The organism is Actinosynnema sp. NPDC004786 (genome assembly GCF_053601135.1).
Genome location: NZ_JBSGBG010000034.1, coordinates 56723 through 78322, shown reverse-complemented (window position 1 = coordinate 78322; position 21600 = coordinate 56723). Strand labels below are relative to the sequence as shown.

General features: G+C 72.0%; 18 protein-coding genes. 6 read left to right on the top strand and 12 right to left on the bottom strand.

The window, feature by feature from the left end:
• The first annotated feature begins 64 nt into the window (after window positions 1–64).
• Complete coding sequence (locus ACWEFJ_RS26750; RefSeq protein ID WP_449715410.1) at window positions 65–856, top strand: hypothetical protein; 792 nt, start codon at window positions 65–67, stop codon at window positions 854–856.
• Window positions 857–1332: 476 nt separating this feature from the next.
• Here the strand turns inward: ACWEFJ_RS26750 and ACWEFJ_RS26745 are convergent, their stop codons facing one another.
• The 7 genes from ACWEFJ_RS26745 to tkt all read right to left on the bottom strand — a co-directional run bounded on the left by ACWEFJ_RS26745 (window position 1333) and on the right by tkt (window position 11326).
• Window positions 1333–2610, bottom strand: coding sequence for a sensor histidine kinase (locus ACWEFJ_RS26745; RefSeq protein WP_378084420.1), 1278 nt, complete (start codon window positions 2608–2610; stop codon window positions 1333–1335).
• 231 nt (window positions 2611–2841) lie between these two features.
• Window positions 2842–3612 carry a 6-phosphogluconolactonase gene (gene pgl / locus ACWEFJ_RS26740; RefSeq protein ID WP_378084419.1) on the bottom strand — a complete coding sequence of 257 codons (771 nt, stop codon included), beginning with the start codon at window positions 3610–3612 and terminating at the stop codon, window positions 2842–2844.
• Complete coding sequence (gene opcA / locus ACWEFJ_RS26735) at window positions 3609–4844, bottom strand: glucose-6-phosphate dehydrogenase assembly protein OpcA (protein WP_449715409.1); 1236 nt, start codon at window positions 4842–4844, stop codon at window positions 3609–3611. The genes pgl and opcA overlap by 4 nt, the downstream gene beginning before the upstream one ends.
• Window positions 4841–6382: a glucose-6-phosphate dehydrogenase gene (zwf, locus tag ACWEFJ_RS26730; protein WP_378084415.1), complete on the bottom strand. Its 1542-nt coding sequence runs from the start codon at window positions 6380–6382 to the stop codon at window positions 4841–4843. The genes opcA and zwf overlap by 4 nt, the downstream gene beginning before the upstream one ends.
• Window positions 6383–6455: 73 nt before the next feature.
• On the bottom strand, window positions 6456–8072 hold the full coding sequence (locus tag ACWEFJ_RS26725) for a glucose-6-phosphate isomerase (protein ID WP_378084413.1): 1617 nt from the start codon (window positions 8070–8072) through the stop codon (window positions 6456–6458).
• Between the two features lie 23 nt (window positions 8073–8095).
• Complete coding sequence (gene tal, locus ACWEFJ_RS26720; RefSeq protein WP_378084412.1) at window positions 8096–9208, bottom strand: transaldolase; 1113 nt, start codon at window positions 9206–9208, stop codon at window positions 8096–8098.
• A 21-nt stretch (window positions 9209–9229) separates the two neighbouring features.
• Window positions 9230–11326, bottom strand: a complete 2097-nt coding sequence (gene tkt / locus ACWEFJ_RS26715) for a transketolase (protein WP_449715408.1) — start codon at window positions 11324–11326, stop codon at window positions 9230–9232.
• Between the two features lie 257 nt (window positions 11327–11583).
• On the opposite strand from tkt, the gene ACWEFJ_RS26710 reads away from it, so the two are divergent.
• The 4 genes from ACWEFJ_RS26710 (at window position 11584) to ACWEFJ_RS26695 (ending at window position 15675) form a co-directional block, all read left to right on the top strand.
• Window positions 11584–12507: a heme o synthase gene (locus ACWEFJ_RS26710; protein ID WP_378084409.1), complete on the top strand. Its 924-nt coding sequence runs from the start codon at window positions 11584–11586 to the stop codon at window positions 12505–12507.
• 205 nt (window positions 12508–12712) lie between these two features.
• The gene (locus ACWEFJ_RS26705) at window positions 12713–14122 is read left to right on the top strand and encodes an AAA family ATPase (RefSeq protein WP_378084408.1); all 1410 of its coding nucleotides are present in this window, start codon (window positions 12713–12715) and stop codon (window positions 14120–14122) included.
• Window positions 14119–14760, top strand: coding sequence for a hypothetical protein (locus ACWEFJ_RS26700; protein WP_449715407.1), 642 nt, complete (start codon window positions 14119–14121; stop codon window positions 14758–14760). Before ACWEFJ_RS26705 ends, ACWEFJ_RS26700 begins: the two co-directional genes overlap by 4 nt.
• A 111-nt stretch (window positions 14761–14871) precedes the next feature.
• Window positions 14872–15675: a hypothetical protein gene (locus ACWEFJ_RS26695; RefSeq protein ID WP_449715406.1), complete on the top strand. Its 804-nt coding sequence runs from the start codon at window positions 14872–14874 to the stop codon at window positions 15673–15675.
• Here the strand turns inward: ACWEFJ_RS26695 and ACWEFJ_RS26690 are convergent.
• The 3 genes from ACWEFJ_RS26690 to ACWEFJ_RS26680 are packed head-to-tail and all read right to left on the bottom strand — an operon-like array spanning window position 15672 to window position 18031.
• Window positions 15672–16310, bottom strand: coding sequence for an HD domain-containing protein (locus tag ACWEFJ_RS26690; protein WP_378084403.1), 639 nt, complete (start codon window positions 16308–16310; stop codon window positions 15672–15674). The two genes, ACWEFJ_RS26695 and ACWEFJ_RS26690, sit on opposite strands and share 4 nt — an antisense overlap.
• Before the next feature lie 59 nt (window positions 16311–16369).
• Complete coding sequence (locus tag ACWEFJ_RS26685; protein ID WP_378084401.1) at window positions 16370–17017, bottom strand: hypothetical protein; 648 nt, start codon at window positions 17015–17017, stop codon at window positions 16370–16372.
• 6 nt (window positions 17018–17023) lie between these two features.
• Window positions 17024–18031: a hypothetical protein gene (locus ACWEFJ_RS26680; RefSeq protein WP_378084399.1), complete on the bottom strand. Its 1008-nt coding sequence runs from the start codon at window positions 18029–18031 to the stop codon at window positions 17024–17026.
• A gap of 220 nt (window positions 18032–18251) precedes the next feature.
• Here ACWEFJ_RS26680 and ACWEFJ_RS26675 point away from each other — a divergent pair, with 220 nt between their 5' ends.
• On the top strand, window positions 18252–18842 hold the full coding sequence (locus ACWEFJ_RS26675; protein WP_378084397.1) for an FKBP-type peptidyl-prolyl cis-trans isomerase: 591 nt from the start codon (window positions 18252–18254) through the stop codon (window positions 18840–18842).
• A gap of 42 nt (window positions 18843–18884) precedes the next feature.
• Here ACWEFJ_RS26675 and ACWEFJ_RS26670 read toward each other — a convergent pair whose 3' ends face one another.
• Window positions 18885–19859, bottom strand: a complete 975-nt coding sequence (locus ACWEFJ_RS26670) for a quinone oxidoreductase family protein (RefSeq protein WP_378084396.1) — start codon at window positions 19857–19859, stop codon at window positions 18885–18887.
• 96 nt (window positions 19860–19955) lie between these two features.
• Window positions 19956–21578: a DUF885 domain-containing protein gene (locus tag ACWEFJ_RS26665; protein WP_378084394.1), complete on the bottom strand. Its 1623-nt coding sequence runs from the start codon at window positions 21576–21578 to the stop codon at window positions 19956–19958.
• Between the last annotated feature and the right edge of the window lie 22 nt (window positions 21579–21600).

Genomic DNA, 21600 nt, shown 5'->3' with positions numbered 1-21600 from the left:
TGTTCCTGCCGATCGCATACCCATCCCCGCTACCCACCGATGAGGTGCCCTTGTGAGACGCATTATGAGCAGCGTCGGTCTACTGCTCCTGTGCGGGATCTTCCTCGGCGTCGCCCCCGCCCACGCCACCGGGGAGGCGGTCACCATCGACGCCACGGTGGACGGCACACCCCTCGGTGAGGACGAGCTGCTGCTCGACCCGTCGCGCGCCGCCACCATCTCCGTGACCGTCCACAACGGAACGGACACCGTGCGGCACGTCAAGGCGATCCGGCTGTCCGGCACGGCGTTGGCGCTCACGTTCTTCTCCTACGACACCGTCGTGCCGTTCGACGTGCCGGCCAAGCAGAGCGTCACCCGCGGGTTCGTGCTCGACCTGGGGCAGCTCGGCGGCCAGGCCACCGGCCTGCTCCCGACCGAGGTGGAGGTGCTCGACACCAACCGCGACGTGATCGCCTCGATCGGCGTCACCGGCGACGTGCGCGGGTCGCTGTGGTCGGTGTATGGACTGTTCGGGCTCGCCGCATTCGGGCTGACGGTGTCGGCGTGGACGGGCGCGCTGATCGCCCTCGCGCGCCGCCGCCTGCCCGCGCGCCGGTGGCAGCGGGCGATGCGCTTCCTGCCGGCCGGCGTCGGCACCGGGCTCGTCGCGGTCATCTCGCTGTCCGTGCTGCGGGTCGTCGCCCCGTCGCCGGCCATCGAGATCGCGTTCATCGTCGTCGCGGCGGCCGCGGCGTTCCTGCTCGGCTACCTGACCCCGCACCCGGACGACGACGGCCTGCCACCCGCCGAGCCGCCCGTGGATCCCGAGAGCACGCAGCGCATCATCCGGCCCGTGCCCGGCGGTGTCCGGTGACGGTGCCGCCGAAGGCGGGCGCGGCGTTGCCGTAGCGCGGCGTGGGGGAGCGGATCGGAGGCGGCGGAATCGGGGTGTGGGCCGGGCGTGCACCGGCCGTTGGGCGGGCGGTGGCGGTTGGGGGCGGTGAGGCGGGGGCGGTGAGGCGGCTGCCGGGAAGCCGGGCAGTGGGTTGGCGGCGGCCGGGAAGCCGGGGCCGTGGGTTGGTGTGGTGTTCGGGGCGGAGGGTCGGGTGGGGGCCGGTGTGGTGGCGGGGTGTGGGGTCGAGCGGGACGGGGGAGTGCAGCGGGAGGGGGCGGGGAGCGGAGCGGGCGGGGGAGCGGAGCGGGAGGGGCGGGGGCGGAGCGCGGGGTGGGAGTGGGCAGGGGCGGGGTTGGTCGGCGGTCCTCGTTGTTTCAACCGACGTTTTGCGGCTGAGGAAACGGCGTTATTTTTGATAGCGCCCTCAAGACCACTCGGACGGGCGACTCGGCCGGCTACGTGTCCAGCGTCCTGACCAGGGGAAACCGCACCTTGACCACGAAACCGCCGCTGTCCGTCGGACCCGCTTCCAGTTCCCCCTCCAGCAACGCCGCCCGCTCCCGCAACCCCACCAACCCGTGACCACCGCTGGGCAACGTCCCCCCGGCCACCGGTCCCTCCGGGGCCTCGTTGCGCACCTCCACCAGCAGCTCATCGGCATCGGCCACCACCAGCACCGACGTCGCCGCACCCCAAGCGTGCTTCCGCACGTTCGTCAACGCCTCCTGCACCGTCCGGTACACCGCACCGGACACCGGGGCGGGCAGATCGTCCACCGCCCCGCGCACGGTCAGCGTCGCCGGCACGCCCGCGCTGCCGACGAGTTGCGGCAGGTCCTCGATCCGCGGCTGGGGCGAGTCGTCGCCGCTGGTCGTCCGCAGCACGCTCACCAGCTGCCGCAGCTCGTCCAACGTCCTCGTGCTCAGCATCCGGATCGTCCCGGCCACCTGCCGCGCGTCCGGGTCGGCCGCCGCGACGCGGAGGGCCCCCGCCTGCATCGCGATCAGGCTCACCTGGTGCGACACGACGTCGTGCATCTCCCGCGCCAGCCTGGCCCGCTCGTCGGCCCGCACGGCGTGCGCGTGCAGCAGCCGCTCCCGCTCCCGGCTCGCCGCCAGCTCGCCGATCCGCGCCGACAACTCCTCCCGCGCGTGCGCCAACAACCCGATGGCGATCGGCATCCCGGCGACGATGCACCCGTAGATCGCGTTGTGCACGTGCGTCTTCCAGTCCGTCGCCAGGAACTCCTCCGGCGGCCACGGGAAGAACCGGCTCAGCCAGACCAGGCCGGCCCCGACGTAGGTCTGCGTCGACCCCAGCCTCTGCCTCGCGAGCGTGCCGAGCGCGATCATGGCCGCCAACTGCGCCCACCCCGCCAGGAACCCCGGCACGGTGATCAGCACCACCAGGAACGGGAAGCGGCGGCGGAACGCCACGGCGGCCACGGAGATCGCCGACAGCACGTAGTTGTACCGCTCCGCCTCGGGCACGACCCGCAGCCACACGTCGAGCGCGGCGATGCCGACCGCCGCCGTGTCGAACGCCCACTGCCGGTGCCGCACCGGCAACCGCTCCAGCACGCCCCGGAGCCGGCCCAGGAAGGCAGCACGCCGCACCCGTTCGGTCGGAACGCCGTTGACCCGACCGCTCGGCAGCCCTTGGACAGCGTTGCCGGCCAGGGTTCGACCTCCTGTGTCAGCTACCCGCCGGTCCTCACCGTACTGCGCTGTCATCGCGCTTGGCATGACCCGCCTTCCCGCCCCCGACGTGCTCGCTCGACCCGATCACCCTTCGAGATGCTGTGATTACCCGATCGGGACGTCCCGCGCCGCACAAAATTGCGAGCGCGAACGTCCGCTCAGCGGACAACGTGGGGGGAATCGGGCCGCGAGTGCGCGACATCACGCCGGGACACGGCTGCCGCCGCGCCCGGCGGGGCGACGGCGGCAGCGGTCGGGAACGGTTCAGGCGCGGGGCGCGTCCGGCACCCGCGCGGCGGCGGCCGAGTCGAGCAGCCACAGGGTGCGCTGCCGGCCACGCGCGCCGGCGGCGGGCAGCTGGGCTTCGGCGGCGCCGGACAGGCCCAGGGCGACGGCTTCGGCCTTCGCGGCGCCGGTCGTCATCAGCCACACCTCCCGCGCGGCGCGGATCGCGGGCAGGGTGAGGCTCACCCGGGTCGGCGGCGGCTTCGGGCAGTCGCGCACGGCGACGACGCCGCGGTCCTGCTCGCGCACGGCCGGCGACTCGGGGAAGACCGACGCCACGTGCCCCTCCTCGCCGACACCGAGCAGGCACACGTCGAACGTCGGCACGGCGCCGCCGTCCTCCGGGCGCGCGGCGGCGGCGAGCACCTCGGCGTACGCCTCGGCGGCGGCCTCCGGGTCGTCGCCGAACCGCCCGTCGGACGGCTCCACGACGTGCACGCGGGACGCCGGCACCGGCACGTGGTCCAGCAATGCCTCCCGCGCCTGGGTCTCGTTGCGGTCCGGGTGCCCGGCGGGCAGGAACCGCTCGTCGCCCCAGTACAGGTCGATCCGCTCCCAGTCCACCGCGTCCCGCGCGGGCGTGGCGCGCAGGTGCTCCAGCACCGCGGCGCCGGTCCGGCCGCCGGTCAGCACCAGCGACGCCCACCCGCGCGCGGCCTGCGCGTCGACCAGCGCGGTGACCAGGCGGGCGGCCGTGGCGGCGGCCAGCAGCCCGCCGTCCCGGTGCACCACCACCTCCGGACGGCTCACGAACCCGCCTTCGCCCTGGTCGACGCCTTCGGGGCGGCCTTCGTCGACGCCTTGGCCGACGACTTGCCCGAGGACCCCGAGGACCCCGAGGAGCCGGACGCCTTGGACCCCGAGGACGCCTTGGCCGCGCCCTTCACGGCCGCTTTCGCGGGCTTCTCGTCCACCCGGCCGTCCGCGGCCGCCCCGGTGGCCGGCTTGGCGTCCGCCTTCACGGCCACCGCGCCGTCGGCCCGACCGCCGTCGGCCTTCGCCTTCGCCGCGCCGGACGCGGCCCGTGCGGGCTTGCGCGCCGCGGCAGCCTTCGGCGCGGTCCGACCGCGCACGACCTTGCCCAGCGACCGCAACGCCGCCTCGTACACCTCGTCCGGGTCGAGCCGGCGCAGCTCCTCGGCCAGGCAGTCCCGCACCTGGCGGCGCTGCAGCGCGACCCGGCGCTCCGGCTGGCCGGGCTGGGTCAGCGTGCCGACCTTCCCGTCCGGGCGCGACAGCTCCACCACACCGGACCGGCGCTCCAGCCGCACGTCCACGATGCCCTCGCCGCGCGCGGCCTTGACCCGCTTCACCGGCACCTTCAGGCACCCGGCGAGCCACGCGGCCAGCAGGTCGGTCGACGGCGAGTCGCTCTCCCCGCTCACCTCGGCCTCGGTGACCTTCTCGTGCGGCGGCAGGTCGAACGCCGACGCGAGCATCGCCCGCCACAGCGTCAACCGCGTCCACGCCAGGTCCGTGTCGCCCGGCGTGTAGCCGGTCCGGCGCTGCTCCAGCGCCCGGATCGGGTTCTTCTCCGCCGCCGCGTCGGTGATCCGCCGCTGCGCGAGCTGCCCGATCGGGTCCTCCGCGGGCACGGCGGGCGCCTCGTTCGGCCACCACGCCACCACCGGGGTGTCCGGCAGCAGCAGCGGCACGACGCACGAAGCGCCCTCGTTGGCCAGCTCGCCGTACAGGCGCAGCACGATGACCTCGGACGCGCCCGCGTCGCCGCCGACGCGGATCTGCGCGTCGAGCCGGGGCGCGGCCTTGCGCGCGCCGCGCGCCACCACGATCACCCGGCACGGGTGCTCGCGGCTGGCGTCGTTGGCCGCGTCCACCGCGTCCTCGGTCTTGGTGCCGTCGTCGGTGACGATGACCAGGGTCAGCACCCGGCCGAGGGTGACCGCGCCGCCCTCCTCGCGCAGCTGCACGAGCTTGCTGTTGACCTGCGACGTGGTGGTCGAGGGCAGGTCGATGATCACGGACGCCTCCAGTGCCTGCCGGTGCGGGCCAGCATCTCGTCCGCCGACGCCGGTCCCCAGGTGCCTGCCTTGTACTTCTCGGGCGCGCCGGTGGCGGCCCAGTGCCTCAGGACCGGGTCGAGGATCTGCCAGGACAGCTCCACCTCGTCGTTCTTCGGGAACAGCGACGGCTCGCCGAGCAGCACGTCCAGCAGCAGCCGCTCGTAGGCCTCGGGGGACGACTCGGTGAACGCGTGGCCGTAGCCGAAGTCCATCGTGACGTCCCGGACCTCCATCGAGTTGCCCGGCACCTTGGACCCGAACCGCATGGTCACGCCCTCGTCCGGCTGCACCCGCACGACCAGGGCGTTCTGCCCCAGCTCCTCGGTGGCGGTGTCGTCGAACGGCAGGTGCGGCGCGCGCTTGAACACCACGGCCACCTCGGTGACGCGGCGGCCCAGGCGCTTGCCGGTGCGCAGGTAGAACGGCACGCCCGCCCACCGCCGGGTGTTCACCTCGCACGTGATGGCCGCGTAGGTCTCGGTGACCGAGTCCTTGGCGAAGCCGCCCTCCTCCAGCAGGCCGGGCACCTTCTGGCCGCCCTGCCAGCCGCCGGTGTACTGGCCGCGGGCGGTGGTCTCGTCGAACGGCCCGATCGCCTTGGTCGCGGAGAGCACCTTGACCTTCTCCGCGCGCAGGTCGCTCGGCCGGAACGACACCGGCTCCTCCATCGCGGTCAGCGCGAGCAGCTGGAGCAGGTGGTTCTGGATCACGTCGCGGGCCGCGCCGATGCCGTCGTAGTAGCCCGCGCGACCGCCCAGGCCGATGTCCTCGGCCATGGTGATCTGCACGTGGTCGACGTAGTTGGCGTTCCAGATGGGCTCGTAGAGCTGGTTCGCGAAGCGCAGCGCCAGGATGTTCTGCACCGTCTCCTTGCCGAGGTAGTGGTCGATGCGGAACACCGACTCCTCGGGGAAGACGTCGTTCACCGTCTTGTTGAGCTGCTTGGCGCTGGTCAGGTCGTGGCCGAACGGCTTCTCGATGACCACCCGCCGCCACTGGTCGGGCTTGTCGGTGGGCGGGGTGGCCAGGCCGGCGCGCTTGAGCTGGTTGACCACGGTGGTGAACGCGCTGGGCGGCACCGACAGGTAGAACGCGTGGTTGCCGCCCGTGCCGCGGTCGCGGTCCAGGTCGGACAGGGTCGCGGCGAGCGCGTCGAACGCGCTGTCGTCGTCGAACGTGCCCTGCACGAACCGGATGCCCTCGGCGAGCTGGTCCCACACGGCCTGCCGGAACGGCGTGCGCGCGTGCTCCTTCACCGCGTCGTGCACGACCTGCATGAAGTCCTGGTCGGCCCAGTCGCGGCGGGCGAAGCCGACGAGCGCGAAGCCCGGCGGCAGCAGGCCGCGGTTGGCCAGGTCGTAGATGGCGGGCATGAGCTTCTTGCGCGACAGGTCGCCGGTCACGCCGAAGATCACCAGGCCGGACGGCCCGGCGATGCGGGGCAGCCGCTTGTCGCGGGGGTCGCGCAGCGGGTTGCGCCTGGTGGGAGCGCTCATCGGACCTCCTGGCCCCGCTCGTCGGCCGGGTGCGCGCACACCGCCGTGCTGGATTGTGACCTCGTGAGTCCGATCACGAACCGTCCTCCTGGATTGCCTCGACGAGCTGCGCGAGCCCGGCGACGCGGTCGGTCAGGTGCAGCCGCAGCACCGGGCGGCCGCGCTCGGCGAGCACCTGGCCGTCGCCCAGCGCCTGGGCCAACTGCAACGTGCCGAGGTCGTAGGGCCGGCCCGGCACCTCCAAGCCCGTCCCGGACGCCCCGGTCAGCTGCAGGAACACGCCGTTCTGGTGGCCGCCCTTGTGGTACTGGCCGGTCGAGTGCAGGAACCGCGGTCCCCACCCGAACGTGGTCTGCAGGTGTGAACGGCGGGCCAACTCCGGGCGGACGAGGGCGAACGACGCGTCGTCGATCCGGTCCAGGTACGCCTGCACGGACAGGTAGCCGTGCTCGGGCGCGGCGGCCACCAGCGCGCGCAGCGCCTCGGCGACCGTCTTCACGTCCGCCGGCAGCCAGCCCTCGCTCGGGTGGACCTCGACCGGACCGTCCACGAAGGCCGGTTCGGCCGACGACGCGGCGGGGGAGTCCAACAGGGACCGGGCCGCCTTCTTCGCCGCCTCGACGTCGGGCTGGTCGAACGGGTTGATCTCCAGCACGCGGCCCACGAGCGCGGTCGCGTACTCCCACACCAGGAACTGCGCGCCGAGCGAGCCCTCGACCGCGAGCGTGGACGAGCCGGTGGCCGGTCCGATCGCGACGGTCGTGGCGTCGGAGCCCGCGTCCACGAAACCGGGCGCGCCCGCGTCCTCGACCACGACGGGCAGCAGGCCGGTGCCGTTCTTGCCGGTCGACTCGGCGATGAGCTGCTCCGCCCAGTCGCCGAAGCCCACGATGCCGGAGCCGGTGTCGGCGAGCACGACCTTCTCCGCGCCGTGCGCGTGCGCCACGGCGAACGTCGCGGCCAGCACCACCGCCGGGTTGTCCGGCGAGTCGGCCGACACCAGCGGCGCGGCCGCGGCCGCCTCGTCCAGCAGCTTGCCGATGTCCGCCCCGGCCAGGCCGGAGGGGACCAGGCCGAACGCGGTCAGCGCCGAGTAGCGGCCGCCCACGTGCGGGTCGGCGAGGAACACCTTGCGGTAGCCCGCCTCGCGCGACGCCTGCTCCAGCGGCGAGCCGGGGTCGGTCACCACGACGATCCGGGACGCCGCGTCGATGTCCGCGGCGGCGAACGCGGCCTCGAAGATCCGCCGGTGGCTGTCGGTCTCGACGGTGCCGCCCGACTTGGACGACACCACCACGACCGTGCGCCGCAGGTCGCCCGACAGGGCCTCGGCCACCTGGCCGGGGTCGGTCGTGTCGAGCACCACCAGCGGCACGCCGGCGGTGCCCGTGATCACCTCGGGCGCGAGCGACGAGCCGCCCATGCCGGCGAGGACCACCCGGTCCACGCCTTCGGCGAGCAGCTCGTCGCGCAGCGCGGTGATCTCCGCGACCAGCGGGCGGGACGTCTCGTGCAACGTCGTCCACGCCAGGCGGATCGACGCCTCCGGCTCCGCCTCCGCGCCCCACAGGGTCGCGTCGCCTGCCGTGAGCCTGCTCGGCGCCGAATCGCGGACCAGGTCGCCGACGACGGTCTCGACCTGCTCCTGGTTCGGCGTGCGGACGATCTCCACGGAGATCACCTCGGTCATCTTGTGCGTCCTCGTCCTCGTCCTCAGCCCTTGGCCTGGGTCAGCTGTCCGGTCACCGTGTCGAGCAGTTCGGCCCACGACTTCTTGAACTTGTCGACGCCCTCGGTCTCCAGCGTGACGAACACGTCGTCGAGGTCGATGCCGACCTCGACCAGCCCGTCGAAGACCTCCTGCGCCCGCGCCGCGCGCCCGGTCACCGTGTCGCCCTCGATCTTGCCGTGATCGGCGACCGCGTGCAGGGTCTTCTCCGGCATCGTGTTGACCGTGTCGGCCACCACGAGCTGGTCCACGTACCGGGTGTCGGAGTACTGCGGGTCCTTCACGCCGGTGGACGCCCACAGCGGGCGCTGCGCGCGGGCGCCGTCGGCGGCGAGCGCCTCCCAGCGGGGGCCCTGGAACGTCTCCTGGAACGCCGCGTAGGCCAGCACCGCGTTCGCGATGGCCGCCTCGCCGCGCAGCCCGGCCGCCGCCGGGGTGCCCAGCGCGTCCAGCCGCTTGTCGATCTCGGTGTCCACCCGGGACACGAAGAACGACGCCACGGAGTGGATGCCGCGCAGGTCGTGGCCGTTCGCCTTGGCCTGCTCCAGGCCCGCGAGGAACGCCTCCATCACCTGGCGGTAGCGCTCGACGGAGAAGATCAGCGTCACGTTCACGCTGACGCCCTCGGCGAGCACGCGGGTGATCGCGGGCAGGCCCTCCAGCGTGGCCGGGATCTTCACCAGCAGGTTCGGCCGGTCCACGGCCTTGGCCAGGTCCAGCGCCTCGGCCACGGTGGCCTCGGTGTCGTTGGCCAGCCGCGGGTCCACCTCGATCGACACGCGGCCGTCCACGCCGTCGGTGGCGGTGTAGAGGTCGCGGAACAGGTCGCACGCGTTGCGCACGTCCGTGGTGGTGATCTCCCGCACGGCGGCGTCGGTGTCCGCGCCGCGCGCGGCCAGCTCGCGGACCTGCTCGTCGTAGACCGAGCCGTTGGACAGGGCCGTGGCGAAGATCGTCGGGTTCGTGGTCACGCCGACCACGTGGTGGTCTGCGATCAGCCCGGCCAGGTTGCCGGTGTTCAGCCGCTCTCGGGACAGGTCGTCCAGCCAGATCGACACGCCCGCGTCGCTGAGCGCGGCCAGCGGATTGGTGCTCATCTCGTCAACTCCCTGGAGTCTCTACTTGGTCCGGGCCAGCGAGCGGCGGGCCGCCGCGACGACGTTCTCCGTCGTGAACCCGAACTCGCGGAACAGCGTCTGGTAGTCCGCCGACGCGCCGAAGTGCTCGATGGAGACGATCTCGCCCGCGTCGCCCGCGAACCGGTGCCACGGCTGGGCGATGCCCGCCTCGACCACCACGCGCGCCTTCACCGACGACGGCAGCACCTGCTCCTGGTAGCCCTTGTCCTGCGAGTCGAACCACTCGACGCTCGGCATGGACACCACGCGGACCGCCACGCCCTCGGTTTCGAGGACCTTGCGGGCCTCGACCGCGATCTGCAGCTCGGAGCCGGTCGCGATGAGGATCAGCTCCGGCTCGCCCTCGCCCTCCAGCACGTAGCCGCCGCGCGCCACGCCCTCGGTCGCCTTCTCCTTGGTGCCCTCCAGCACCGGCAGGTTCTGCCTGGTCAGGGCGATGCCGATGGGGCCGATGCCGCGCTGGGAGACGATCGCCCGCCACGCCGCGGCGGTCTCGTTGGCGTCGCCGGGGCGCACCACGCTCAGGCCCGGGATGGCGCGCAGCGCGGCCAGGTGCTCGATCGGCTGGTGCGTCGGGCCGTCCTCGCCGAGGCCGATGGAGTCGTGCGTCCACACGTAGACCACCGGGGACTTCATCAGCGCGGCGAGCCGGACCGCCGGCCGCATGTAGTCGCTGAACACCAGGAACGTGCCGCCGTACGGGCGGGTCGGGCCGTGCAGCGCGATGCCGTTGAGGATCGAGCCCATGGCGTGCTCGCGGACGCCGAAGTGCAGCGTGCGGCCGTACGGGTTGGCGTTCCACATCTTGGTGGAGATCGACTCCGGGCCGAACGAGTCGACGCCCTTCATCGTGGTGTTGTTCGACTCGGCGAGGTCGGCCGAGCCGCCCCACAGCTCCGGCAGCACGTCGCGCAGCGAGTTCAGCACCTCGCCGGACGCCTTGCGGGTCGCGACGCCCTTCGGGTCCGGGTCCCACGACGGCAGCGCGTCGGCCCAGCCCTCGGGCAGCTCGCCCGCGACCAGGCGGTCCAGCAGCGCCTTGCGCTCCGGGTTCGCCTCGGCCCACGCGTCGAACGAGCGCTGCCACTCCGACTTGGCGGCCTCGCCGCGCTTGATCACCGCGCGGGTGTGCTCCAGCACCTCGTCGGCGACCTCGAAGGTCTGCTCCGGGTCGAAGCCCAGGATGCGCTTGACCTCGGCGACCTCGTCCGCGCCCAGGGCCGCGCCGTGCGCCGCGCCGGTGTTCTGCTTGTTGGGCGCCGGGTAGCCGATGACCGTGCGCAGCAGGATGAACGACGGGCGCTCGGTCTCCGCCTTGGCGTTCTCCAGCGCCCGCAGGATGCCGACGACGTTCTCGCCGCCCTCGACGACCTGCACGTGCCAGCCGTACGCCTCGTAGCGCTTCGCGGTGTCCTCGGACAGCGCGATCGTGGTGTCGTCCTCGATGGAGATCTTGTTGTCGTCGTAGACGACCGTGAGGTTGCCCAGCTTCTGGGTGCCGGCCAGCGACGACGCCTCGGACGTGACGCCCTCCTCGATGTCGCCGTCGGAGGCGATCACGAAGATGTGGTGGTCGAACGGGCTCTCCCCGGCGGGGGCGTCCGGGTCGAACAGGCCGCGCTCGCGGCGCGCGCCCATCGCCATGCCGACGGCGGAGGCGAGGCCCTGGCCCAGCGGGCCGGTGGTGATCTCCACGCCGTTGGTGTGCCGGTGCTCGGGGTGGCCGGGGGTCTTGGAGCCCCAGGTCCGCAGCGCCTTGAGGTCGTCCAGCTCCAGGCCGTAGCCGTTGAGGAAGAGCTGGATGTAGAGCGTCAGGCTGGAGTGGCCGGCGCTGAGCACGAACCGGTCGCGGCCGATCCAGTCGGCGTCGGCCGGGTCGTGCCGCATGACCCGCTGGAACAGCGTGTAGGCGAGCGGCGCGAGGCTCATCGCGGTGCCGGGGTGGCCGTTGCCGACCTTCTGCACGGCGTCCGCGGCCAGGACGCGCGCCGTGTCGACCGCGCGCTTGTCCAGGTCGGTCCAGTCCTCGGGCAGGTGGGCTTCGGTCAACCGGGCGATGTCATCGGTGACGGACACTGACTTCCAGCTCCAAACTCACTAGGCGGCGGTTGTGACGGCCGGGTGTCGAACTTAATCGATCCCGTCAGGCCCGATCCGCGGCTACCAAGGTCCACCGGCCAGCCTAGTCCGACCAGCGGACACACGTGCCACTCACGCTCTGTGGGTGTACGCACAGGTGTGGCGCGGACGTCCAGGGAGTACCCGAACGGGCTGCTCGGCGAACGCGTGGTTACCATCAGCGCATCCCCCGACCTGTTGAGGAGCGCGACGCCATGAGTGCCGTCACCGAGGCTCCGGCGCGGTCGCCCCGGCAGGTGGTCGGCGCGTACGTGGCGCTGACCAAGCCCCGGGTGATCGAGCTGCTGCTGATCACCACCATCCCGGCGATGCTCCTGGCCGCCCGCGGCCTGCCGCCGCTGTGGCTGATCGCGTGCACCCTGGCGGGCGGCACCCTGGCCGCGGGCTCCGCCAACGCGCTGAACTGCTACGTCGACGCCGACATCGACTCGGTGATGAAGCGCACCAGCGCCCGGCCGCTGGCCAAGGACGCCATCCCGCCGCGCAACGCGCTGATCTTCGGCATCGTGCTGGGCGTGGTGTCGTTCGGGTTCCTGTGGCTGACCACGAACCTGATCTCGGCCGTGTTCGCGGTGGCCACGATCCTGTTCTACATCTTCGTCTACACCCTGGTGCTCAAGCGCCGGACCTCGCAGAACATCATCTGGGGCGGCATGGCCGGCTGCATGCCGGTGATCATCGGCTGGTCCTCGGTGACCGGCACGGTGGCGTGGCCCGCGCTGGTGATGTTCGGCGTGATCTTCTTCTGGACGCCGCCGCACACGTGGGCGCTCGCGATGAAGTTCAAGGAGGACTACGCGCGGGCGGGCGTGCCGATGCTGCCGGTGGTGGCGACGGCGCAGCAGGTGACGCGGCAGATCGTCATCTACTCGTGGGTCACGGTCGCGTGCACGCTGCTGCTGGCCCCCGTGACGTCGTGGATCTACGTCGTCGTGGCGGCGGCCTCGGGCGCGTGGTTCGTGGTGTTCGCGCACCGGCTGCACTCGGTCGTGCGGCGGGGCGGGTCGACGAACACCATGAAGTTCTTCCACCTGTCGAACCTGTACCTGATGCTCGTGTTCTGCGGCCTGGCCGTGGACGCCGTCATCGGCCTGCCGGTGCTGGGCTGGCCGTTCTGACGCTCGCGCCCCGCCACGCCCCGCGACCCGGTCCACTCGGCTGACCCGCGGGCGTGGCAGCCGTCCGTTCGCCGGCCCGCCGCGATCGGCACGCCGGCGTCCTCGGATTCCGGACTCCGAGTGCGACACGCGCGTGTCACCGGGTGCCGCCACGAAGTGCCACCGATTGCGAGGATGTGCCGAGTCCACCACAGGAGGGCCGCAGATGCTCACCAGGCTCGAGGTCGACGGGTTCAAGAACCTGGTTGGCACGAAAATCGAATTCGGACCGTTCACGTGCATCGCGGGGGAAAACGGCACCGGTAAGTCCAACATCTTCGACGCCATTCACTTCCTGAGTCTGTTGGCGGACCGTTCGCTGCTCGATGCCGCTCAATCGGTGCGTGGTCTCCACGGTGAGCGGACAGGCGACCCGCGTGATCTGTTCTGGAACGGATACGGGGCGGCCAACCCGAGGCTCCGGTTCGCGGCCGAGATGATCGTGCCGAGCGAGGTCGAGGACGACTTCGGTCGACCGGCCGAACCCACCATCACCTTCCTGCGCTACGAGTTGTCCCTCGGCTACCAAGCGCCCAGTGGGTCGGAGAAAATCGGACGCCTGATGTTGCTCGAAGAGTCCCTTCGGCACATCAACCTCGGTGACGCGCCCAAACGCCTCAGGTTCCCGCACGACGCCGGACGATTCCGCAGGTCGATCCTCAAGGGGCACCGCAGCGGCAAGGCGTTCATCTCCACGATCATGGAAAGCGGTCAGCCGGTCATCCGCATCCACCAGGACGGCGGCAGTCGCGGGCAACCCAAGCCGTCGGCGGCTTATCGCGCCCCGGCCACCGTGGTCAGCACCGTGACGAGCGCCGACGACCCGACGATCCTCGCTGCCCGTCGCGAGATGCAGTCGTGGCGCAGGCTCGCGCTCGAACCCTCGGCGCTGCGGACGTCGGACCGCTACGTCGACCCGCGGGCCATGGACGCCAACGGGCGTCACCTGCCCGGCACCTTGTTCAGGGTCGCGCTCAGCGACGACTCGACGGATCCGGAAAGCGTGTACGCCCGGGTCACCGGCCGGCTCGCCGACCTCGCGGGCGTGAGGGTCCGCAGCCTGCGCGTCCAGGAGGACGACGCACGGGAATTGCTGACGATCCAACTCCGCGAAGCCAGCGGTCTCGAACTCCCCGCCCGGAGCCTGTCGGAGGGCACGCTGAGGTTCCTCGCCCTCTGCGTGCTCCTGGAAGACCCGACCGTGGTCGGACTGATCTGCATGGAGGAGCCGGAGAACGGAATCCATCCCGCCAACCTGGCTGCGATGGTCCGTCTCGTCGAAGATCTCGCGGTCGACCCCACGGTCGAACCGGGAGTGGACAACCCGTTCCGCCAGGTCGTGGTGAACACCCATTCACCCGGGATCGTGCAACTCGTCAACCCGAACGACCTGCTGTTCGCCGACACGGCCATCCGCACGGCTGCCGACGGCTCACCGGCGCACGCGCTGCGCCTGCGCCCGATGGAAAACACGTGGCGGGCCAGGCACGGTGACGAGACACCGGTCACGAAGCTCGACGTCCTGCCCTACCTGACCACGCCGCCCGGGGTGCAGACGAGCATGGAGATCGGGTGATCCTCAGCGTTCTCTTCCTCGGTGAGGGGACGAGCGACAGCGGAATCGTGCCGCAGGTGGAGATGTGCGCGGCGCGTCTCGGCATCGAGGTCGCCATCACGGACCCCGATCTCGGGAGGCTCCCCAACCCGCCCGGCAAATCGGTGACCGAGAAGCTGCGAACGTCACTGTCGATCGGCGGGAAGTACGACCTCGTGATCGTGCACCGGGACGCCGACCGGGACGGGCGCGAGGCCAGGCTGCGGGAGATCGCGACCGCCTTCCGCGATGCCGCCCCGGATCTGCTGTTCGCCTCGGTCATCCCGATCAGGATGACGGAAGCCTGGCTCCTCACCGACGAGGGCGAGATCCGAACGGTGGCCGGCAATCCCCGGGGACGGGCGAGGCTCGACCTCCCCGGTCCCTCCCGGGTCGAGTCCGTGCCGGACCCGAAGAAGCTCCTGAAGGACGTGCTGGGTGTCGCCTCGGGGTTGACCGGCAGGAAGCTGGCGAAGTTCCAGGAGCGCTTCCCGCAGCATCGACGCCAGCTGCTCGAGCGCCTGGACCCCGACGGCCCCATCCGGGAGGTGCCCTCTTGGCGGAGTTTCGTGTCCGACCTCGAGCACGGCCTGAAGACCGCCGTCCACGGCAGGTCGTAACGCGCGGCCTCGCGTAGAGCCCGCGCCCACCCACGTCTCATGCGCGTGCCGGGTCGGCGGTCCGCACTTGATGCACTTTCCGCATATTTGCGGATAGCTAGCCTGACCGGCATGTCTGTGCAGGGGGATGGGCCGTCACCCGGTCGAGGGTCCTTCGACAAGGCGACAGTGGACCGCTGGCAGGTCTTCGGCGGCATGGCCGGTGTCGCGGCGCTGCTCCTGTCGGTGATCGGCGGCATCCAGGACCAGGTGCCGTTGTCCCTGATCGCGGCGGGCGTGGTCACCCTGGTCGGCGTGTGGCTGCTCTACCGGTGGGGCCGCCGGCCGGACCAGCAGCTGACCAAGCACTTCGTGGTCCCGGTGCTGCTGACCGTGGTGGGCGCGGCCACGGGCGGCCTGCTCGGCGGGCTCGAACTGCGACCCGCCGCGGGCACCGCCCAGCCCGGCACCACCACGACGACCACGAGCGAGTCGCCGGGCGCCTCCGACACCCCGGCCGCCACGACGGGCGCCGGGGCGGGGCAGACGACGACCACCGCCGCCGTGCCGGCCGGATCGACGGGCACCGAGTTCCGGTCCGGCCGGGTGGAACTCACTGCCGGCTACTACATCGACTTCGACTCCCGGGGCGACAACGGCGGGGTGACCAAGTACGACTCGCCCAAGGCGGACATGCAGTACATCTCGGGGCTGTTCGCGGACAAGATCGTCAAAGTCGAAACGGCCCGGCCGTCCCTCGCGGACTGCCGGGCCGCGACGGGGTTGAACGGTGCCGTCGAGTCCGAGGTGGTGCAGGAAGGCTCGGCCTTCTGCGTGCAGACGTCGGAGGGGCGCTGGGCCGGCCTCGTCGTGGTGTCGGTCGAGGACTACAAGCAGGTGGTGTTCGACCTCGTCGTCTGGGACAAGCCCGCCTAGGACACCGCCGACAGCAGTTCGTTCACCACGGGGTCGTCCAGCGACTCCACGATGCACTGCCACAGCTCCAGGTTCGCCGTGGCCCACCGGGAGTAGGTGGCGGCGGCCTCGGGGTCGTAGAAGTAGTAGCCCTCGTCGTGCTTGCCCGCCTGCTCGCCGACGATCTTGTGCGCCAGCTCCTTGAGCGTGATGCCGTTCTCCTCCAGGTACTTCGGCGCGAGCACCACCGGCGTCACCGGCAGGGCCTTGAACAGCGTGTCCGCGTCGGACAGGGCCTGCGCCTCCGGCGAGATGTCGCGGTGGCGGGTGCGCATCTCGGCCTCCTCGACGACGGCGTCCACTCGCGCCGCGACGTCGTCCGGCACGCCCGCGCGCGCCAGGATGTCCAACCGCAACCGCTTGCCGTCCACCGGCAGCGAGTTGCGCCGGACCATGTAGTTCACGTCGTGGACCAGGGCGGCCACCTCGACCAGCGCCACGTCGGAGCCGTTGCGCCGGGCGAAGTGGACGGCCTTGTCGCGCACGAAGCTGACGTGGTGCCAGCCGTGGAACTGCAGTTTCGCGGCGAGGTCGCGGCACAGCCGCCAGACCTCGGTCTCCACCTCGGAGATCGCTCGCGCCGTGACAGTGCTCATCGGACCCTCCCGTGCCGGGTGGGCCGATGGTAGGCGGGCGCGGCGGTCCTCGGCGCCGGTTACAGCGTGTTCGTCAGCTCCTCCAACCTCGCCTCGACCGGCACGTGCCGGTGGCTGGTGCGGGTGTCGGGGTCGTAGCTGAGGCTCCACGGGCTGACCGCCCGCGACTTGACCAGGAACGTCATGGTGTCGTCCGCGGCCTTCGGGATGCGGTGGAACTCGTGCGCGAGCATCGTGCCCGAGGCACCCTCGTGGGCCTCGGCGCTGCGCAGCAGGGTGGTCGACAGGATCGCCCGACCGTCGTCGGCCACCCGCGCGGTGAACCGCTCGTGCAGGTAGCCGCCCGACAGGATGATGGTGCAGAAGTGGTAGCGGTGGTTGTGGATGGAGTCGGCGTAGCCCTGGCGCCAGTCCCGCTGCGGCTTGTACTCGTGCAGCCAGAACGTGAACGGCTCCGCGGGCTCGTCCCGCAGGCACCACGCGTAGTGGGTCGTCGTCTCCCTCGATCTGGCCACCATGCGCATCTCCTCCTGCGGGGAGAGGGCGCGCAGGTGCCCGCGCAGCCTCTCCCGCAGCCCGGGCCGGCCCGCCCACTCCCGGAAACGCCTCTCGACGTGTCCCCAGTGGTCGACGACAGGGGGGTCGGCCACGGCGATGAGCGTGGCGAGTTCCGCGAGCGCGGAGAACCCGGTGGACTCGGTCAGCACGACTTATCAGCTCCCCAACTGGGCGAAGGCGGAGAATTCTTTGCGGAATCGGTGGAACTTCTCCTCGAGTTCCCGGAACCGCTCCTCGGTGAGCGGTGCGCCGGTGATCTCCTCGAACAGGGCGCGGAAGTCCGCCCGACCGGTGCGCGGGGTGATGACGACGTGCAGCCCTGCCTTGGAATTGCTGATGCGCAGGAACTCGGCGCGTTCCATCCCGTAGACGAAGGAGCCCTCCGAGAACCGCACCGTGCGCGGGTACAGGCGCACCACGCCCGCGCTGGTGTTGCTGTAGAGGGTGAGCCACGCGCTGTCGTCGAACAGCTCCAGCCGGTCCAGCGGCGGGTCGGACACGATCGTCAGGTCGATCCGCGAGCACCGGCCGCGGGCCGCGAACAGCCCCACCAGGCCGATCGAGATCTCCTCGCGCAGCCCGGCCGCGATCGAGTCGTAGTCGCCGTCGGAGCCCTCGTGGCGCAGCAGGTAGCGGGCGCGCCCGCTGATCGCGTCGTCGTCGCGCGGGTCGGCCAGCACGGCCCTGAGCTCGCACTCCGACTGCGACAGCAGCAACCGGCCCGCCGCGTACCGGCCGGAGAAGCCGCGGAACACGTACAGCCGGGTGCGCTCCAGGTCCTGCATCATCACCTGGTTGAACACCGGGTCGGGGCGGGCGGTCGGCTCGAACACGTGGGTGGGGAAGAACTCGCGGTCCAGGGCACGGTACTCGGCGGCGAGGTCGCGCAACGCCTTGCGGCTCTCCTCGACGACCGGCGTCACCAGCGCCCGCTGCGCCGCCGAACTCGTGATCAACGTCTGCCCGAACCCGACCACGGCCGAGATCAACGTGCCGGTCCCGACCGACACCAGGAACGTGCGCAGGGCACCTTGATCCATTGTGCTGGAAATGGCCAGGCTGATCCCCGAGGTGACCACGAGGGTCAGCAGGAGCAGACCGGTTCGGGTCCAGAACAATTCCTGTAACAGGTTGCTGCGGACGCCCTTCGGCTCCGCGGACACGATGTCACCTCCTTGGTGGGCACTCGAACGGCCGAATGCTTTCGGTACACGATCAAGTGCGCGCAGTCACTGTACGCGCGAGTACGCAACGGCGGTAGCGGTAATTAGTGCACAATTGCGGATTACTTCGTAGATCGACAGCAGCGCACGGTGACCGCCGTTGGGCCTGCCGGTGGGGCCGCGGCGCGTCGCGCGGTGCTGAACCTTAAGCTCGGCAACCATGCGTACTGTCGGCCGTACGGCCCTGGCTCTCGTCTCCCTGTTGTCCGCCGGTCTGGCGCTGACCGCGTGCACCGCTAGCGACCGGCCGTCCACCCTGACCAACACCCCGTCCGCCACCGCCGCCCAGCCCGAGGCCGAGCAGCCCACAGAGGCCGACCTGCCCGAGCCGAGCGGCCCGCCGTGCGAGGTGACGCAGTACCAGGTGACGGGCGCGGCGGGGGAGAAGCCGACGATCACCGTCCCGACCGGCTGCACGCCGCAGGACGGGCTGGTCGTCGAGGACCTGATTCCGGGCACGGGCGCGGAGATCACGCCCGGCTCCACCGCCGAGCTGCACTACGTGCTGGCGACGTTCCGCGACCAGCGGACCCGTGAGGCGTCGTGGGACAGCGGGCAGCCGTTCGTGCTGCGCAACATCGGCCAGGCCAGCGTGATCCAGGGCTGGAACGAGGGCCTGATCGGCCTGAAGGAGGGCGGTCGCCGGCTGCTGGTCGTGCCGTCCGACAAGGGCTACCCGAACGGGCAGGGCGAGATCAAGCCCGGCGAGACGCTGATCTTCGTCGTGGACGCGGTCAAGGTCGGGGGCTGACCCCGGTCCGGCCGGGAGGGCGGCGCCCTCCCGGCCGTGCGCTCACGGGACGAGCAGCAGCTTGCCGGTGGTGCGGCGGCCTTCCAGGTCCTCGTGCGCCCGCCGGGCGTCGGCCAGCGGGTAGCGGCCGCCGACCCGCACGGTGAGCTTGCCGTCCGCGACGGCCGCGAACAGCTCGCCCGCCCGCCACTCCAGCTCCTCGCGGGTGGCCACGTGCGCGGCCAGCGACGGCCGGGTGAGGAACACCGAGCCCGCCTGGTTGAGCCGCATCGGGTCGAACGGCGGCACCGCGCCGCTGGACGCGCCGAACAACGCCAGCGTGCCGCGCCGCCGCAGGCTCGCCAGGCTGCCGTCGAAGGTGGTCTTGCCCACGCCGTCGTAGGCGACCGCGACGCCCTCGCCGCCGGTCAGCTCCCGCACCGCGGGCGCGAAGTCGGCCACCTGGTCGTACCGGATCACCTCGTCCGCGCCCGCCTCCCGCGCCAGCGCCGCCTTGGCCTCGGTGGACACCGTGCCGATCACCCGCGCGCCGCGCGCCTTGGCCAGCTGCACCAGCAGCAGTCCCACGCCCCCCGCGGCGGCGTGCACGAGCACCGCGTCGCCCTCCTGCACCGGGTAGGTGGACGTCACCAGGTAGTGGGCGGTGAGCCCTTGCAGCAGCAGCGCGCCCGCGGTGTCGTCGTCCACGCCGTCGGGCACCGGCACCGCGTCCCGGACGGGCACCACGGCCTGCTCCGCGTAGCTGCCGAGGGTCTGCGCCCACGCCACCCGGTCGCCCACGGCCCAGCCGGTGACGTCCGGCCCGACCGCGGCGACCCGGCCGGCGCCCTCCAGGCCCAGCCCGAACGGCGTCTCCAGCGGGTAGCGGCCCTCGCGGTGGTAGCAGTCGATGAAGTTCACCCCGGCCGCGGCCACGTCCACCAGCAACTCGCCCGGTCCCGGCGACTTCGCGTCCACGTCGCCGAACTCCAGCGCTTCCGGCCCGCCGGTTGCGCGCACCACCACTGCCTTCGGCATGTGTCGTTCCTCCTGTAGCGATGTCCGTACGTCAGTACGCCAACCGCCGCGGCGGTTGGCCTGTTCCGCCCGCCGCCGCCGCGGTGGCGGTGTGTCTCACCTGCCGAGAGCCACCTTGCGGGCCAGGCCGAGCGGCAGCGCGCCGGCGCCCGCGATGGTGTCGTGGAACTCGCGCAGCGACCCGGTGTGCTCGGCGCGGATGCGTTCGATCTCCAGCGCCCCGGTCAGGTAGGACGGCGCCTGCGTCGGCCAGGCGCAGTACCGGCTGACCTCGCCGACCGCCGTGCCGGGCGTCAGCGACGCCTTCGTGCTCATGAACTCCTCGGCCTCCTCGACGCTCATGTCGCCGCAGTGCAGCGCGGTGTCCACGATCATCCGCGCCGCCCGGAACAGGCGCGCCTCGACGTGCGACAGCTCCTGCGCGCGGGCCTTGGCGGCGTCGCCGACGACCTCGGCGGAGAAGTAGCCGTGCTCGCGGAGCAGCTTCTCCGCGTACAGCGCCCAGCCCTCGGAGAAGTACGGCGTGCGGAACACCTTGCGCACCGGCCGGTCCTGCGCGGCCAGCCACGACAGGTGCCAGTGGTGGCCGGGGTACGCCTCGTGCACCGCGATCGTGGCCAGCTGGGCGCGGGAGTTGGTGCGCAGCCGCTGGGTGGTCTGCTCGGCGGTGAACCCGTCCGGCGGGAACGGCACGAAGAAGTGGCCCGTGCGCTGGTCGGTCAGCGGCGGCGGCGACATGTACGACGCCACGGCCAGCACCGGCCGCTGGAACGCGGGCGACGGCACCACCCGGCACTCCTCGCCCTCGGCGAACGTCACCAGGCCGTGCTCGACCAGGAACGCCCGCGCCCGCCGCGTCTCGGCCTCGTACTCGGCGCGCATCGCCTCCGGCGTCGGCGGGTGGTCGTCCTGGAACGACGCCATCACCGCGTGCCAGTCGTCCGTGCCGGCCAGCTCGCGCATCTCGGCTTCCAGCTCGGCGTAGGCGGCCTTGCCGCGTTCGTGCAGCTCGGCCGCGCCGTAGCCCAGCACCTCCTGGTCGCGCAGCAGCGTCGAGTACAGCTGTTCGCCCATCCGCCAGTCGCCCGCGGCGCGCCCGGCGAACTCGTCCAGGAACGCGGCCAGCTCGTCGAACGCCTCCGCGGCCGGTTCGGCGGCCTCGGCGAGCCGGGCCCGCAGCGCCGGGTCGGACACCTCGGCGGGCAGCGTGGCGGTGAGGAACGCCCGCCCGGTGCGGGCCTGGTCGGCGGCGCGGCGCACGATCCGCGGCGCGGCCAGCCCCGGGTCCAGGTTCGCCCGGCACGCGGCCAGCACGGCGGGCACCTCGCCCAGCCGCCGCACCACGCTCTCCACCAGCTCCGCCTCCGGCCGCAGCCGGTTGAGGAACGCGCTGAACAGCGGGTACAGCACCGCGCCCGTGTAGACGGACGGGTCGCGCCGCCACGCGGGCCAGGCGGCCTTGGCCCGGACGCCGCGCAGCACGGAGACCAGGAGGTCGCGGTCCACCGAGGACTGCAGGTCGTCCGCGCGGGCCGCGGTGAACCGGTCGAGCCAGGCGTCCGCGCCGCGCTCGTAGTCGGCGAACGCGTCGGCGCCGAAGTCGCCGAGGGTGTGGTCGTGGGCGAGGGAGCCGAGCATCGCGGCACTGCCCGGGTTGCGGTCGAAGTGCCACGCGAGGAACTGTTCGACCAGGTCGGTGAGGGTGGGGTTGTCGGTCACCACCCGCAAGTTACCCGGTGGT